This window comes from Clostridium tanneri (assembly GCF_033659955.1).
Classification (GTDB): Bacteria; Bacillota; Clostridia; order Clostridiales; family Clostridiaceae; genus Clostridium_AM; species Clostridium_AM tanneri.
On the sequence record NZ_JARUJP010000041.1, the window covers coordinates 1 to 14,618 of the forward strand.

14 protein-coding genes are annotated in these 14,618 nt (G+C 31.6%); 7 read left to right on the forward strand and 7 right to left on the reverse strand.

Annotated elements, in window-relative coordinates; all coding sequences use genetic code 11:
- Positions 1 to 35 precede the first annotated feature (35 nt).
- The 4 genes from P8V03_RS18280 (at position 36) to P8V03_RS18295 (ending at position 2,344) form a co-directional block, all read left to right on the forward strand.
- On the forward strand, positions 36 to 416 hold the full coding sequence (locus P8V03_RS18280; protein ID WP_261669742.1) for a winged helix-turn-helix transcriptional regulator: 381 nt from the start codon (positions 36 to 38) through the stop codon (positions 414 to 416).
- Between the two features lie 247 nt (positions 417 to 663).
- Positions 664 to 1,221: a GNAT family N-acetyltransferase gene (locus P8V03_RS18285; RefSeq protein ID WP_261669741.1), complete on the forward strand. Its 558-nt coding sequence runs from the start codon at positions 664 to 666 to the stop codon at positions 1,219 to 1,221.
- 151 nt (positions 1,222 to 1,372) lie between these two features.
- Positions 1,373 to 1,786 carry a RidA family protein gene (locus P8V03_RS18290; protein WP_318799266.1) on the forward strand — a complete coding sequence of 138 codons (414 nt, stop codon included), beginning with the start codon at positions 1,373 to 1,375 and terminating at the stop codon, positions 1,784 to 1,786.
- A 72-nt stretch (positions 1,787 to 1,858) separates the two neighbouring features.
- Positions 1,859 to 2,344, forward strand: a complete 486-nt coding sequence (locus tag P8V03_RS18295; RefSeq protein WP_318799267.1) for an HD domain-containing protein — start codon at positions 1,859 to 1,861, stop codon at positions 2,342 to 2,344.
- Positions 2,345 to 2,437: 93 nt separating this feature from the next.
- Here P8V03_RS18295 and P8V03_RS18300 read toward each other — a convergent pair whose 3' ends face one another.
- On the reverse strand, positions 2,438 to 3,043 hold the full coding sequence (locus P8V03_RS18300) for a DUF3841 domain-containing protein (protein ID WP_318799268.1): 606 nt from the start codon (positions 3,041 to 3,043) through the stop codon (positions 2,438 to 2,440).
- Complete coding sequence (locus P8V03_RS18305) at positions 3,019 to 3,579, reverse strand: DUF3841 domain-containing protein (RefSeq protein ID WP_318799269.1); 561 nt, start codon at positions 3,577 to 3,579, stop codon at positions 3,019 to 3,021. Before P8V03_RS18305 ends, P8V03_RS18300 begins: the two co-directional genes overlap by 25 nt.
- A gap of 571 nt (positions 3,580 to 4,150) precedes the next feature.
- On the opposite strand from P8V03_RS18305, the gene P8V03_RS18310 reads away from it, so the two are divergent.
- On the forward strand, positions 4,151 to 4,792 hold the full coding sequence (locus tag P8V03_RS18310; protein WP_318799270.1) for a hypothetical protein: 642 nt from the start codon (positions 4,151 to 4,153) through the stop codon (positions 4,790 to 4,792).
- Between the two features lie 505 nt (positions 4,793 to 5,297).
- On the opposite strand, the gene P8V03_RS18315 is transcribed toward P8V03_RS18310, so the two are convergent.
- The 3 genes from P8V03_RS18315 to P8V03_RS18325 all read right to left on the reverse strand — a co-directional run bounded on the left by P8V03_RS18315 (position 5,298) and on the right by P8V03_RS18325 (position 8,862).
- The gene (locus P8V03_RS18315) at positions 5,298 to 7,163 is read right to left on the reverse strand and encodes an APC family permease (protein WP_318799271.1); all 1,866 of its coding nucleotides are present in this window, start codon (positions 7,161 to 7,163) and stop codon (positions 5,298 to 5,300) included.
- Between the two features lie 266 nt (positions 7,164 to 7,429).
- The gene (locus P8V03_RS18320) at positions 7,430 to 8,125 is read right to left on the reverse strand and encodes a DUF4956 domain-containing protein (RefSeq protein WP_318799272.1); all 696 of its coding nucleotides are present in this window, start codon (positions 8,123 to 8,125) and stop codon (positions 7,430 to 7,432) included.
- Positions 8,065 to 8,862, reverse strand: a complete 798-nt coding sequence (locus P8V03_RS18325) for a polyphosphate polymerase domain-containing protein (protein ID WP_318799274.1) — start codon at positions 8,860 to 8,862, stop codon at positions 8,065 to 8,067. Before P8V03_RS18325 ends, P8V03_RS18320 begins: the two co-directional genes overlap by 61 nt.
- 237 nt (positions 8,863 to 9,099) lie before the next feature.
- On the opposite strand from P8V03_RS18325, the gene P8V03_RS18330 reads away from it, so the two are divergent.
- Positions 9,100 to 9,774, forward strand: coding sequence for a response regulator transcription factor (locus tag P8V03_RS18330; RefSeq protein WP_318799275.1), 675 nt, complete (start codon positions 9,100 to 9,102; stop codon positions 9,772 to 9,774).
- A gap of 31 nt (positions 9,775 to 9,805) precedes the next feature.
- Positions 9,806 to 11,071 (forward strand): sensor histidine kinase, encoded by a 1,266-nt coding sequence (locus P8V03_RS18335; protein ID WP_318799277.1) that lies wholly within the window; start codon positions 9,806 to 9,808, stop codon positions 11,069 to 11,071.
- Between the two features lie 158 nt (positions 11,072 to 11,229).
- Here P8V03_RS18335 and P8V03_RS18340 read toward each other — a convergent pair whose 3' ends face one another.
- Positions 11,230 to 13,245, reverse strand: coding sequence for a carbohydrate-binding domain-containing protein (locus P8V03_RS18340; protein ID WP_318799278.1), 2,016 nt, complete (start codon positions 13,243 to 13,245; stop codon positions 11,230 to 11,232).
- A 538-nt stretch (positions 13,246 to 13,783) separates the two neighbouring features.
- Positions 13,784 to 14,618: PIN domain-containing protein (locus tag P8V03_RS18350; protein ID WP_318799279.1), on the reverse strand; the 835-nt coding region annotated here is incomplete at its 5' end.

Below are 14,618 nucleotides of genomic sequence, written 5' to 3' on the forward strand. Positions count from 1 at the left end.
ATATACTATGATTAAAAAATTAAGGAGTAAAGTCAATGTATAAGCCTAAATTAGAAAAAGATATTCGTTGTCCATTAGAGTATGGATTAACTGTTTTTGGTGGTAAGTGGAAATCAAGAATAATCTGCGTTTTAGCTGAAAAAGAAACCTTGAGATATAGTTCCCTTCGAAAGGAAATGACGAATATAACAGATGCTGTATTAGCTGCAACATTAAAGGAATTGATTATAGATGAAATCATAAAAAGACAATCTTATGATGAAATACCTCCAAAGGTTGAGTATTCATTGACCTCGAAAGGTCAGTCTGTAGTTCCAATTTTGCAAAGTATTTGTAGATGGTCTGGTGTTTATCATATTGAAGACAACCAACATACACTTGCTCAATGTCAAAAGTGTGATTATAAAGCGACGTAACTATTAAAAGTAAAAATCTTAACAATGGTTTTTTAGAATTGAATAATGCGAGTTAAAGAGCGAAACAATCTTACATTTATTTCAAGGTCAACCACATCGAACCATGTAACTATGATATAATTATCATTAATTAAGTAAAAATAGTAATTTTATACGCAACAACAATACATATAGCTATCAACAATTTAAGTTTAGAAATGAGTTGTTCTATTTAGGTTAACTAAATTATATTTTCGGAGGAAAGACAATGAATAATAGTGAAATTAATATTTCAACAGAAAGATTAGTATTAAGAGGCATTAGAATTTCTGATGCAGAGTCGATATTTAAATATCGTTCTAATCCACAAATATATAAATTTCAATGCTGGAGACCACAAACAATCAAAGAAGTCAAAGAATTTATTTATAAAAAAATTGCTAAAGTACCAAATGTTCCAGATACTTGGTATCAGCTTGGAATTTTGGTTAAGGAAACTGAGGAGTTAATTGGGGATATAGGGATTCATTTTATAGATCCAGATAACTTACAGGTAGAAATAGGATTTACCTTATCTATAGAGCATCAATCTAAAGGGTATGCTACTGAAGCTATTAATAGTGTAATAAACTTCTTATTTTGTAATTTACAAAAACATAGAATTATTGCTTCAGTTGATCCTAGAAATATAAAATCCGTAGCATTGCTTGAAAGAATTAGAATGAGAAAAGAGGCACATTTCAAAAAAAGCTTTTGGTTTGATAATGAATGGGCAGACGATATAGTCTATGCAATTTTAAAAGAAGAGTGGATTAATCGGTATTGATAAATAAAATGTAGCAATTCTTTATTAAGACGCAATCTTCTTTGATGACGAATTATCAACATGTTTACACAGAAAAAAGTATAAACCGAAAGGAAGTGAGTTTTAGTGAGGGTTTGGTACTTATAATACACTCTCTCACTAAAGATAAAAAATGAATAAAAAAATATCATTAATTCATTCTACAAATTTAGCTCCAGTAGATTATGCTTATGCTGGACGTATACCTTCAGGAATGGACTTGCTGTTTTTAGCGGGAGCATGTCCAATTAATAAAGACGGAGAAGTCCCCGATTTAAATAATTATGAGCTTCAGGCAAAATTTTGTGTAAATAATTTGAAAGAAGCACTTAAGGAGTGTAATGCTTCATTAGAAGATGTAGTATACACCAGAGTACTCGTTGCATCGGCAAATCGTTCAGATTTAGTAACCGTATGGGAAACAATAAGAAAAGAGTTTGGTAATCATGATGTTCCAAGTACCTTATCTGGAGTTACAGTATTAGGATATATAAATCAATTGGTAGAACTTGAAGCAGTAGCAGCAGTGGAAAATAATACAAAATGACTGGATTTATGATATAATTACTTTAACTTAAAATAGTAAGTTATTGTGCAGTAAAAGTTATGGAGGTAATTTATGTTTAAAGAGAAAATTATTGAAGAAATGAAAGAAGTTTTTAAGGAACTTCCTTTCGGAGTAGACCATACTCTCAAAGTGTTACAAAATGCAGAGGATATAATGAAAGGCGAAAATATTGAAAAAGAATTAATCACTATTGTTGCAATACTACATGATATTGGTGCAGTTGAAGCACAGAAGAAGTATGGCTCAATAGATGGTATTTATCAAGAAAAAGAAGGACCAGCAGTAGCAAGAGATATATTAAAAAAGATAGGCTATGATAAAAATATTGATAGGATATGCTTTATAATAGGTAACCATCATACCCCTTCCAAAATTGATGGAATTGATTTTCAAATACAATGGGAAGCAGATTTATTAGAGAATTTAACAGTTATGGATATACATAAGCAGCAGCAGGAAATAAAGACCTGTATTGAACAAAATTTTAAAACAAGCACAGGAAAAAGTATTGCATACAGTCGTTTTGTATTAGAATAGTTATATATTGATAAGCATCATTCTTATTTAACGTAATTTCTTTGTTTTAAACAACTTGGTAACTTTTTCTGTTTACTCTTAAACCAATAATATTTATATACAAATATCTTTCGTAGCATCTTTGATATCAACAATCCACTCTTTCCTTAGCTCCCATAGGCTTGCTTGTAAAACTGATTTCTGCATAACTCCTGATTTTATTAACTCATTATATTTAAATAAATTATCCCAGCTTTTCTTTACTTTTGATTTCAAATATGGATAAAAAGGCTTGGTAAATATATCGGACTCAATGGAGATATTCTGTTTTGCCAACATATCTTTATGGTTTTTCTCATCTTCTTCGCTAATATCCAAATATTTCAGGTTTAAAACTTTGTTCCAATCTTCAACTTTAAAAAAAATCACTTCATCAATAGGTATTTCCATAGTAAGCAGATAGTATCCCGGATACAAACCGGCATATTCAGCTTTAGTAAATGCCCAATATGGATACTTTGCACATTCAGGCTTTCTTACAATATTCTGCGCTCTGCTTATGTACCAATTATATGCCTCCATAAATATACCGGAAACCTCTTGATACTTTTTTTCAATGTATTCTTTTTTGACATAACATACATTTTGCTCCTTCAAAAGTTTAACTACCTCAAAGCTTTGTGATGTGTAAAGTCTTATTTTATTATCTTTTGTATCCATTCCTTTTTTACCTCCCAAATAGTTCCCACGTTTAAATCTGATAACGAATATGAATTATCAAAAAGCCTGTCCCAACTTTTAATTACTTCTTTTTTTAGATGAGGGTAAAAGTTACTTAAATACACATTGGAGTTGTTGGTTATTCCATAATTTTTAAGTTTTTTATCATAATCTTCTTCATCTTTTAAAGTTAAAGGTACATACCAGTAGTTAACTACTCTCCCCCACTTTTCTAGATCAACTACTATTAGTAAATCCCTGTCAATCAAAAGCTCTAGTATAACTGTACCTGAAACCGGTTGAAGCATATTATCACTACTTAATGAAACCCAAATTGGATATTGTACGTCAGATGGTTTGGCTACTATATCTTTAGCTTTTTCTGTATACCATGTGTATACATCAAGATATACTTTAGAACAATCCTCCATTTTTTGTTCGATATATTCTCTTTTGGCTATATGTCTTCCGTCCTTTTCTAATACATTAAGAATCTTTTCATCTTGTCTGGTCCACACCCTTATTTTATTATCCATTGGTCCTCCTTCTTTCTCTAACATTTAGTCAATGGCTTTTGCAGCCTTTTTTCCTGCACCTAGTACAAGTATTACAGTTTTGTCATCTATTAAGGCGTATCCTTCTATTTTAAATAATGACTACACTATCTAAATATTAACATTAGCTGTTTAAATTTTCAATCATGTTTAAAAAATAATCACGATTTATAATTATCGAAACTTTAAATATATTCTATAACATTGAGTAATAAATTTTCTCTGTGTAGTAATGATGTAAAACGTTTACTTCATGTAATTTCACATACGTTATTACGATTGTTCATATATCAAAAATTTACGATTAATGTGCAATATGAAATAAAAGCGAAGTAATTAATGAATCTGGAAGTACAAATTATGTTCTTTGATAAATGAATAATATGGTGTTAAAAATCAGAATTACTTATATTTTTATATAAATTTTACAGGTAATTATATGAATATATGTTATAATTCTGATAAGCTAAATTATAATTGTATGAATTAAATATCTCAGATTTAGCTCCGTATTGTATATCACATTATACTTTAACGAAGGGTAGTGGATAAATTGAAGCGAAAGATGGACAATACAACAATTATTAGAGGTATAATCTTGTTATTTATAGGAGTGTCCGTGATAGCTGCAGGAATGCTCTATAATAAATTTGAGAATGCGAAGTATGCTTTTAATAGAAATTGTTATTATAGGTTAGAAAATCTTCAATCACGAACTAATGAGGCAATAAAGAAACTAGACACTGTAAGGACTTATAAGAGAATCTCCGACAGTGATGTTGCAGAACTTACGTATTTAAATTCAATAATAAGAAGTGAACAATGGTATATAGGTTTATCAGTTCATGATTACCAGTGGAAGATAGGGAATCTAGCACAAATATATCAAGAGCAATCCTCTTTTGGGATTATTTTAGACTCTTATTTTCATTACCTGAGACAAACATATAAGGATAAAGATAACATAAATTACGATAAAGAAAATGAAAAGATAGACTTAGTTTTTAAATATTATCAAGGGATTCAAAAAATACTGAACGGAAGTCTTGAGAGTGTTAGTAATACTGGTTCGCTAGATAAGAATGAGATTATAAATAGAGAGAAATGGGTATTAGTATCTTCAGAAATAAATAGATTTGATGAAGATTTCAAAGCGCAGTATAGTATTCAGCTAGTATCATCAGAAAGTAAATAGTGTTAGGTTACATTTGTTGTTTATTTAACGTAATATAAATAAAAAAACGAATAATTTATCAGAATACTGTATTATTTAGAATTGAATTTTGGGGTGTTTTTACGTCGCATCACAAAGATTATGTTTATCTATTGTAAATTTACAATAGATAAATTTTATTCCTATATTGAAAAACTAACAAGTGCTACACCATATAAAAAAGTGTAGCACTATTTGTTGCTATAATAAAATTCTATTAAAAGTAAGGGGTAATAAGTAGTATATCCAATTTAAAAATAATTATTATTAAAGTATTCAAGTTATCTACAAATGGTTATACTTCATTATGTATTCTGTGTGATATTTCCTTTATAATGGAGTTTAAAGGAACAATTTAAACTAATGATATGTTTAAAGAAGCCTTTGATATGATTTCTAATATCTTTTAAGATTTTTCACATTAAAAGAGCAACCCTTTTAGTTTCAAGGGTTGCTTAATATTTGTAGCATTTACATAGTAAATAAACTAATTGTTTGGTTCACAAATATCTTCATCTACTAGATGGTAAGGATAAGTAGACACGATTATATTATTGCTTCTTAGTAAGGTTTCTCTTATAAAGAAACTTGTATGGTTATGTAAAACCTCACCAAAGTGTTCATGGGTAACAAATTCTGGTACAATTACTGTTATTTTTTCAGTTTCACCTGCTGCATCTGCAATTTGTGCAATATACTCTAGTAGAGGAGTAACTACCGCTCTAAAAGGTGAATATTTTGCAACAAGCAGGATATCTGTATCTAATTCGCTCCATCTTTGTTTTAACTTCTCCATTGCTTCCATATCCGTTGAGATATTAAGAGCAACAACATTTTCACTTATGCTTTGAGCATATTGGAGTGCTCCTATAGTTGCCTTATTTAAGCTGGCAATTGGAACTATCACAATATGAGTATATTTTACTCTTAAATCTATCTTCTTTAGATTTAACTGACTAATACTTAAACGGCAAGCAACTCTATCATAGTGAGTCTTAATTTTTATCTGAATTAAAATTATAATTGGAATTAAGATTGCAACTATAAAGGCACCTTCGCTAAATTTTTCAACTAAAATTATTATTGTTGTTAATAAAGTGACCAAAGCACCAAAACCATTGATAATAGCACGTTTTACCCATCCTTTGCCTCTTTCTTTCCTCCAATGGTTTACCATACCAAACTGGCCTAAAGTAAAGGATATAAATACGCCAATAGCATATAAAGGAATTAACCTATGAGTGTCTGCATCGAATATAATAACTAGAACACAAGCTATAAAGGATAAAGCAGTAATTCCAAAGGAAAAACTAAGTCTTTTACCTCTAATAGTAAATTGTCTAGGAGCAAATCCATCTTTTCCAACTATGTACATTAGCATAGGGAAGCCTGTATAGGCTGTATTACATGCCATCAGTAAAATTATAGCGGTACTAAACTGTATTATGTAGTACATTATTCCATTATTGAAAACACCAAAGGCAATTTGTGAAACAACTGTAGGACCATTTGCAATAGGTACAGCTGTATAAAATATAGCCAGTATTGAAGTACCACCGAATATAAAAAGTATTAAAGCCGCTAATAATATCATAACAATTTTTGCATTTTTTTGACTAGGTTCCTGAAAATTAGGCACCGAATTACTTACTGCCTCTACTCCAGTTAAAGCAGAACAACCTGAAGAAAAAGCTCTTAAAATAAGAAATATCGATACACCTTCTACAGTCTTTGCAGGAATAGCATACATAGGCTCTGGATGGATATTTAGTACAAAATACTTAAACAATCCATAAAGAATCATAAAAATCATGCTAAAAATAAAAATATAAGTAGGTATAGCAAAGATTTTTGAAGATTCACTTATACCCCTTAGGTTTAAAATAGTCAAAACTACAATTATGACTACTACAAAGGTAACCTTATACTCTGTTAAACCACTAAAGGCAGAGATAATAGCATCTGCACCAGCACTAGCACTAACTGCAACGGTAAGTATGTAACTAATTGTCAGACCTGCACCGGCAGATAAACCAGCCTTAGTACCTATATTTTCCTTTGCTACCTTGTAGGCTCCTCCTCCTTGAGGATAAGCTCTAATAATTTGAATATAGGAAATTGTCAATATTATCAACAACCCTATAATCATGAAAGAAGTCCATGTTAACCATTGATAAGCAGCTGCACCTAAAACTATTAAAACGAAAAGAATTTCCTGGGCTGCATAAGCCACAGATGATATTGCATCACTAGCCATGATTGCCAGTCCAAAAGGAATATTGTATTTTTCGTTTTTACCTTCCTCATTGGCTAGAGGTTCTCCAAGTAAAATATCTAAGAATTTTTTAAGCATCTGTTTTTCCCCCTGTATTATCTTACGAGAGACATTGTATAGTACCAATGCCCTTGAAAGCAACGGTAACTATACCGTGTATATCGAAAAATATCGTCGAAATACCACTATAAATGCCTTTATGCTAATATTATCTCTCATTATCTGTTAGTTATGCCTCCTTTCTTACATTTATCTCTAACTAAATAGATAATGCCGGAGAATGTTAAAAATATAACTGCCTGCAAGCAGCCAGTTAGGCTACTTACAGGCAGTTATTTACCACTCTAACCATAGGATATATCTTCATTCATAGACAAAGTAATATTTAAATTTCCGTTCCTGCATCTTAAGGCATCTATAAACTCCTTCTCACTTTTTTTATTATTCATTGTCACAGTGAAAATAAGCTGAAACAGACTGCCTAGATCCATAGTTTTTACTTTTATTAATTGGTGGCTAGTTGTGTAGGCACTAAATATATCCTCAAAAGCACCTTCATAATCTAAATCTTCTGGTATTGTAATCTTTAAAAGTTTATTGGAAATTTTTTTTGCCCCAAAGTTTATAATGCTAAGAATATACATTAGCGCACAAAGAAAAACTGTGAACATCCCTGCATAACTATACGCCCCTACACCACAAGCAAGACCTGCTGCCATAGTAAATAATACAAAGGCAATATCCTTTGGATCTCCAGGTGCACTTCTAAATTTAATTATTGAAAAGGCCCCAGCTAAACTAAAAGCTCTAGCAATGTTATTTCCTATTAAAAGTACTATGATAGCTATTACCGTTGGAATTATCACAAGTGTTAAAGAAAAATTTTGTGAGTATACGCCTTTACTTGAGGTCTTCATATAGGTAATACTAATAACTGCCCCTAATATGAAAGATATAAGGATAGTTAAAACTGAATCTGTTAAAGCAATTGGTGTGCTAGCTGCTGCATTTGATATTGAGCTGAATACTGAGTCGAGCATTTATTCATTTCTCCCTTCAATCTTTTATTATTCATAATCATTTTTTTATATTCATTACCATACTTTGAAAAGCTTGTCTTATAAATTTTATATTCTGATAGAAGCTTAGCCAGCCAAAGTGGAATATTCTTTTCTACCTTAACCTCCATAAGCATCTTTCCCTTTTCTAAGAGAGGCTCTCCATAATTTCCTGCTTCAAGCCTCAAATCATATCTTCTTGTCCGAATATTTGTGTCAAAGGTTATTCTTACTTCTCTATTATCTCTTCCAAACATAGCTTTTCTGTCGTAGGCTAGATACAGCTTCGGTTCAACGTTATAGAGCTTTAAGCTGTAATGGAGTTCATTAATGACTTGTTTATTCATATAACTTTTAAGCTCCGGTTTTTCACCTGTACTTAAAAATTCATAAGCCTCATTTAATTTAAGAGAAGTTCTTCTCTTATTGCCAATGCCATTAAACTTTTTCTTAATTTCTAAATATACTTTGCCATCTATATTAGGAACTCCATAGGATCTAAGGCGAATCTTTTCTTTATACTTAGGTTTTGATAAGGAGTTTCTAATTAAATAATCGTCCTCCGTATCGTAGTAAATATTGCTTATTGTATAAAAATTAGCTTCCTTATTGTGATCATCCATATCCATATGTTTTAAAAGCTTTATATTCAATTCTTCATATATGTCCTCTTGAATTAAAAACTTACATTCACTTCTGTTAAAAACCTCTATAGCCATTTTTATTCTCCTTTCCCCTGGATTTATCAACTTTTACTGTTGTAACTTTATTTTAAGGACTAAAATTCTTTAATCTTAATATCTCTTCCTTATGAGCTTATTTTATAAAATAAACCTTAAACAAACCTTAAATATTTTTAACTGTGCTAATAATTTAGACAGATTGTATTTAAGCTTTATTAAAGGTTTCTTATGATATAATAAATAAATATATCTAAGAGAAAAGAGGGAAATATAATGAGAATCTTAATAGTAGAAGATGAACTTCCTTTAGCCGAGGCTTTAGCACAAATATTAAGAAAGAATAATTATACTGTTGACGCCGTTAACGATGGTGAGAGTGGTCTGGATAACGCCCTAAGCGGCATCTATGATTTAATAATATTAGATATAATGCTTCCTAAAATGGATGGTATAAGTATTCTTAAAAATATTAGAAAAGAAGAAATTTCTACTCCTGTTATACTTTTAACTGCAAGAGGAGAAATAAGCGACAAGGTGGTAGGACTTGATAGTGGCGCTGATGATTATTTAGCAAAGCCCTTTGCAAGTGAAGAACTTCTTGCTAGAATCAGAGCTATATCGAGAAGAAAAGGCGAGGTACAACAGGACAACACCTTAAAATTTGGTGACTTACAGTTAAATACCTCTACTTTGAAGCTAACTAGGGACAGTAAGGAGATTAAGCTAATATTGAAGGAAGCTCAGCTTCTAGAGCTGCTTATTACGAGAAAAAACTTAGTTTCCCCAAAGGAATTAATAATTGAAAAGCTGTGGGGCTTCGACTCTGAAGTGGAACATAATCACGTGGAAGTTTATATCTCATTTTTAAGGAAAAAACTAACTTATCTAAAATCTAAGACCACTATTAATACAGTTAGAGGAGTTGGATATATTTTAGAATCAAACTAAATATAAACCATATTCAATTGAGGAGTTCATTATGTTTAAAAAACTTAGAAATAGATTTTTAATCTTGAATTTAGTTATTATCTCAATTATGATGATACTTTCTTTTACAAGTATATATTTAATCACCTACAAAAATGTTCGCAATGATATAAATATGGAACTGAACAGGTTGTCAGATTTTAATCGTAAGCCCAAAAATCATCCTATAGAGCCTGATCTGTATAATAATAACGAAAAACCTCCTGTAGAAAGATCCATATCCTTTATAGTAACAATTGATAATAATAAAAATTTAACAAATTACTTTTCTATATTTGATATGGATGAAAATTTTTATAAAACAGTAAAAGATACAGCCTTATCCAAAGGTTCAAATAACGGCAGGTTTAAGCTTGAAGATACTTACTGGGAATTTATCCTTCAAAAGCTTCCAGATAACTCTGGGTACAGAATAGTATTTCTGGATGTAACTTCAAGATACGCATATTTAACAAATTTAATTTACACTTTTTCAACTGTAGCTTTAGTTATGCTTGTGGCAATTTTCTTTATAAGTAGATTCTTCGCCAATAAATCTATAAAACCTATTAAAGAAACCTTTGATAGACAAAAACAGTTTATTGCAGATGCCTCACATGAATTAAAGACACCTTTAACTGTTATAAATACCAATGCTGAAGTACTTTTATCAAATGATGAAGATACCATAAAAAATCAATCTAAGTGGATTTATTTAATAAAATCTGAAGTGGAGAGAATGACCAAACTAACTAATGATTTGTTATACCTTGCCCAAGTAGACCACTCAGATATAAAACTAATTTTTACTAATTTTGATTTAAGTGAGGCTATAGAGAATATTGTTTTAACAATGGAAGCTTCTATTTTTGAAAATAATATTTTGCTTGATTATGATATTGAACCTGATATTATAGCCTATGGAAATAGCGAACAAATTAAACAGGTTGTAATGATATTGTTGGATAATGCTTTAAAATATACAAACCCTCAGGGGAAAATCTCCCTTTCATTTAAAAAATGTAATACTAAAGCAGTGCTTACAGTATGCAATACTGGCAAAGGAATATCTAAGGATCATCTAGACAAGATTTTTGACCGCTTTTACCGCGTTGATAAGTCTCGCTCCAAGAGTAGTGGAGGCTACGGATTAGGCCTGTCTATAGCAAGAGCTATAGTAGAACAGCATAAGGGTAAAATATCCGTTAAAAGTAATATAAATGAAGATACAATCTTCACAGTTGAACTTCCTCCTGTGGAGAATACTTTACTAAAATAAAAACTAACATGGAAAGTTGGCTGCTTCACAGCTTGCTTTCTCTAAATAAACTTAAAAGGAGCTGCTCATAGCAATTTTTTAATCACTATGAGCAGCTCCTTTTAAATAAATTTCCAAAAATAAAGAACTTTAATTATTATAGTTTAATTTTAATCACTCTATTGTTGGCTTTGCTCTGCAGGAGGTACTTGATCTTGAGACCCCGCTGGATTTTCACCTTGCATTCCTGATGGACGCTGTCCTCTTGGACCGCCTTGACCTCCATGTCCACCTCCTGGGTTGAAACTTTTAGCAGTTGTTACGCCAGATTCGTTGAGCCATGTTACTGAGTTTGAAATAGTAAACTCTACGACTTTTGTTCCATTCTCATATTTTCCATCAGTGTAAAGCCCTCCCTTTTCAGCTCCAGTTGACTTTCCCCCTGAATACAGTGTATATGTTCCACCCTTTTTAAGTTCTGGTGAGCTAATAACTACAGTTTGATAATCCTTTACAGGTGCAAAGGTTGCCAAGGTTTTTCCTGTACTATCCTGTAAGTTTACAATAGTTCCTGCTAATTGTGTCTGTGGATAATTCATTACTATTGAGTACTGAGTTGATGTATCAGAAGGTCCTTGTGCCATTCCAGAACTTCCGGAAGATACAAGTAAGCCACCAGTCATTTCAAAAGTTTCATCGTAATCTAAGGCACCATTGCCATTAGAGGTTGGACCACTCACAACTACTGTACCTTTTGTCATGTATATTGATCCATTGGCATCTAACCCATCACCAGTAGAATTAACTACCACATATCCACCATTTATATTAAGCTTGTTGTTTCCTGAAGAACTAAAATTATTCTGTCCAGGACGGCCCTCTGTTGATGATCCATCGGCACCTCCACCAGCATTTATACCGTCATCGCTGGAAGTAACATATATTTCACCCTCTGAAATTGTTACTATAGAAGCTTCTATGCCTTCATAACTCTTTGTAATATTTATTTTTCCACCTTTTATACCTAAAGTTGTATCAGCATGAATTCCATCGTCACCAGAAGTAATTGTAAAGTTACCGCCTTCTATAATAGCGTTGTTATTGCTGTGTATAGAATCATCAGCAGAATCTATACTAAAGGTGCCTCCAGCGATTCCTATATCACTAGACGCTTTTATTGCTTTTTTACTTTCTGTTTCTGTTTCAGTATTAGCCTCAGCGGTATTTTTGTCCTTATTGTCCATTGGTCCTTTCATGCCCTCTTCCGCTTTTTTAGTGCCCACTGCACTTCCTCCGCCAGTTGTAATATTAAAGGAACCATCTGCGATAAGTACTGCTGTTTCTGCCTGTATTCCATCCTTTTCAGCTTTTAAATTAAAGACTCCATTGTCAATAGCTACAATTCCTTTAGTATTATCTGTATCATTTGTAGATTTCACTGCATCTCCACCAGATTCAATAGTTATACTGCCTTCTTTAACCGCTAGTATGTCACGTCCTACTAAACCGTCATCAACTGCGGTAATTAGAATATTTCCTCCCGTAATCTTTAAATCATCTTTACTAGTAATTCCATCCTTATAATTTCCCTTAACAGTTAGTTTACCCTTTCCGTTTATAACAAGGTTATCTTTACTAAAGATTGCTGCACTAGGCTCATCTGTTGAAGCATCCGCTAAAACATATTTTTCTCCATCTATTATTGAGTTCTCTGTACCTTCCTGTAGAGAAATAATTGTTTTTCCTGCATTTTTTACGTAAATAGGTGCATTATTAGAATTCTTTATTTCTGCACCATTTAAAACAAGTTTAACGGTTCCCTTATCCTTAACATCTACAATAATCTGGCCATTATCCAATTTGCCACTAATTGCATACACTCCTGCTGAAGTTATAGTAACTTTACCGTCTTTTACCTCAGCACCAGAACCCTTTAAATTAGCCGTAGTTCCCTTTAATTCAATGTAGTTTGGGTTTTCCTTTTTCCAGTCACTGTAGTAGTCATCTTTATCATAGGTAACCACTCCACCTATAACAGTTTTTATGGCCTTGTCACCAATAATACTTGCTTTAGTCTGTGTAGCCGCCCCGGTTCCAGTTGTAGTTTTTGTTGAAGTATTAGGGCTGCAGGCATACAAAAATGTGGTACACACAAGTGCAGTAACTAATTTATAGTAAATTGATCTTCTATTCATAATATAAATCTCCTTTTTAGTTCATTTATCTTTACAACTAAGTTCATGTATTTATTTTATTAATTAAACCTTAAACAAACCTTAAATAACTGGAGACATTATTGAACAATAACCAAATTCGTTACCTTATCATAATATAATAAAAACAATATACTACCTGGAGGTTACTATGTTTCTCTCTAATTTCTTATTTCCCTGCCAATTTCGTGCTCCTAGACCTAGCTATTCTATTACCATTAATGTAGCTGCTCGTAGGCTTACTCTTTATAAAGATGGTAAGGTTTTTAAAAGCTATGCTGTAGCTGTGGGTAAACCGACTAACCTGATACCCCACTCAAAAAATTAAAGAAAGTCATCATATTGAAATATTTATGATAACTTTCTTTTAATGCTGCTACATGTAATATATCCGCAGATCGGTACCTTATTATTTTAATTATATGAATAATGGGAAATTTAATTTGAGCTATCTAATATTGTTAAATGTTGTAAATCAATATCCATTATGCAGTTTTTCAATATTACCCCCTTGTAGCTATCAATGTTTATGGTATTCCTCTAAAGCTTCCATTTCTTCTGCTTTTGCTACTTCATCAGGATCTTCAGATTCTATATAACGCCTACTTACTCTTGTCCGTTGGTCTAGCGAAATATCGAAATATATCGACTCAATTTCAAAGTTTACTTCTTCACTTTCTCGGTTGATTGAGAAAATAACCTCACAATCAAAATTAGGCTGATGTTTTTCCTCAATGCTCTCCCATTCAGCATAAATATACTCATCTTCTTCTGAATCCCATGCTGAGTTAGACTCATCCAAATAAGAGCATATTGCAGTTATAGATGCTGTACATGAAAGTGTGATATTAACTGTATCCTCGGTTATATCATCAACGGAACTAAAATCAAAATCTACTTGTGAAATGTCATCAATATATACTTCCTCATAATTATAACCTTCACAAATGCCCTTGCGATCACAGTCTAAGCCGTCAAGATCAATATCTTTATTGTTAAGTTCCTTTGTAAGCATAGCACATATTAAATTATGTGTATTCGGATTAAGTATAAAGCTAGTTATATTCTCATATATCTTTGTTTCCATGTTTATTAAGTTAAATACTTCTTTCAACGATTCAAAAGTATTAAAGCCCTTTTCATCATTAAATGAACTTTTAAAACCAGAGTCATTGCTGATTATATATATTGGATTTTCCACACTAAACAGTATTTTTAACTTTGCAGCCATAATTGCATCGGGAAACTCATACTTTTTGCTATCTTTCGTTTCAAATGGAGGACTACCTGAAAAATAATCTAAAACAATTTGATTGCAATCCACGTCACTATTATCTAAAACTGTTACTTTGGAT

Bases quoted from the DNA above. Each gene is read 5' to 3' on its own strand.
- P8V03_RS18290 (WP_318799266.1), top strand. From the start codon at position 1,373: ATGAATAAAAAAATATCATTAATTCATTCTACAAATTTAGCTCCAGTA.
- P8V03_RS18335 (WP_318799277.1), top strand. From the start codon at position 9,806: ATGTTTAAAAAACTTAGAAATAGATTTTTAATCTTGAATTTAGTTATT.
- P8V03_RS18300 (WP_318799268.1), bottom strand. From the start codon at position 3,043: ATGGATACAAAAGATAATAAAATAAGACTTTACACATCACAAAGCTTT.
- P8V03_RS18280 (WP_261669742.1), top strand. From the start codon at position 36: ATGTATAAGCCTAAATTAGAAAAAGATATTCGTTGTCCATTAGAGTAT.
- P8V03_RS18305 (WP_318799269.1), bottom strand. From the start codon at position 3,579: ATGGATAATAAAATAAGGGTGTGGACCAGACAAGATGAAAAGATTCTT.
- P8V03_RS18285 (WP_261669741.1), top strand. From the start codon at position 664: ATGAATAATAGTGAAATTAATATTTCAACAGAAAGATTAGTATTAAGA.
- P8V03_RS18325 (WP_318799274.1), bottom strand. From the start codon at position 8,862: ATGGCTATAGAGGTTTTTAACAGAAGTGAATGTAAGTTTTTAATTCAA.
- P8V03_RS18320 (WP_318799272.1), bottom strand. From the start codon at position 8,125: ATGCTCGACTCAGTATTCAGCTCAATATCAAATGCAGCAGCTAGCACA.
- P8V03_RS18295 (WP_318799267.1), top strand. From the start codon at position 1,859: ATGTTTAAAGAGAAAATTATTGAAGAAATGAAAGAAGTTTTTAAGGAA.
- P8V03_RS18315 (WP_318799271.1), bottom strand. From the start codon at position 7,163: ATGCTTAAAAAATTCTTAGATATTTTACTTGGAGAACCTCTAGCCAAT.
- P8V03_RS18330 (WP_318799275.1), top strand. From the start codon at position 9,100: ATGAGAATCTTAATAGTAGAAGATGAACTTCCTTTAGCCGAGGCTTTA.
- P8V03_RS18340 (WP_318799278.1), bottom strand. From the start codon at position 13,245: ATGAATAGAAGATCAATTTACTATAAATTAGTTACTGCACTTGTGTGT.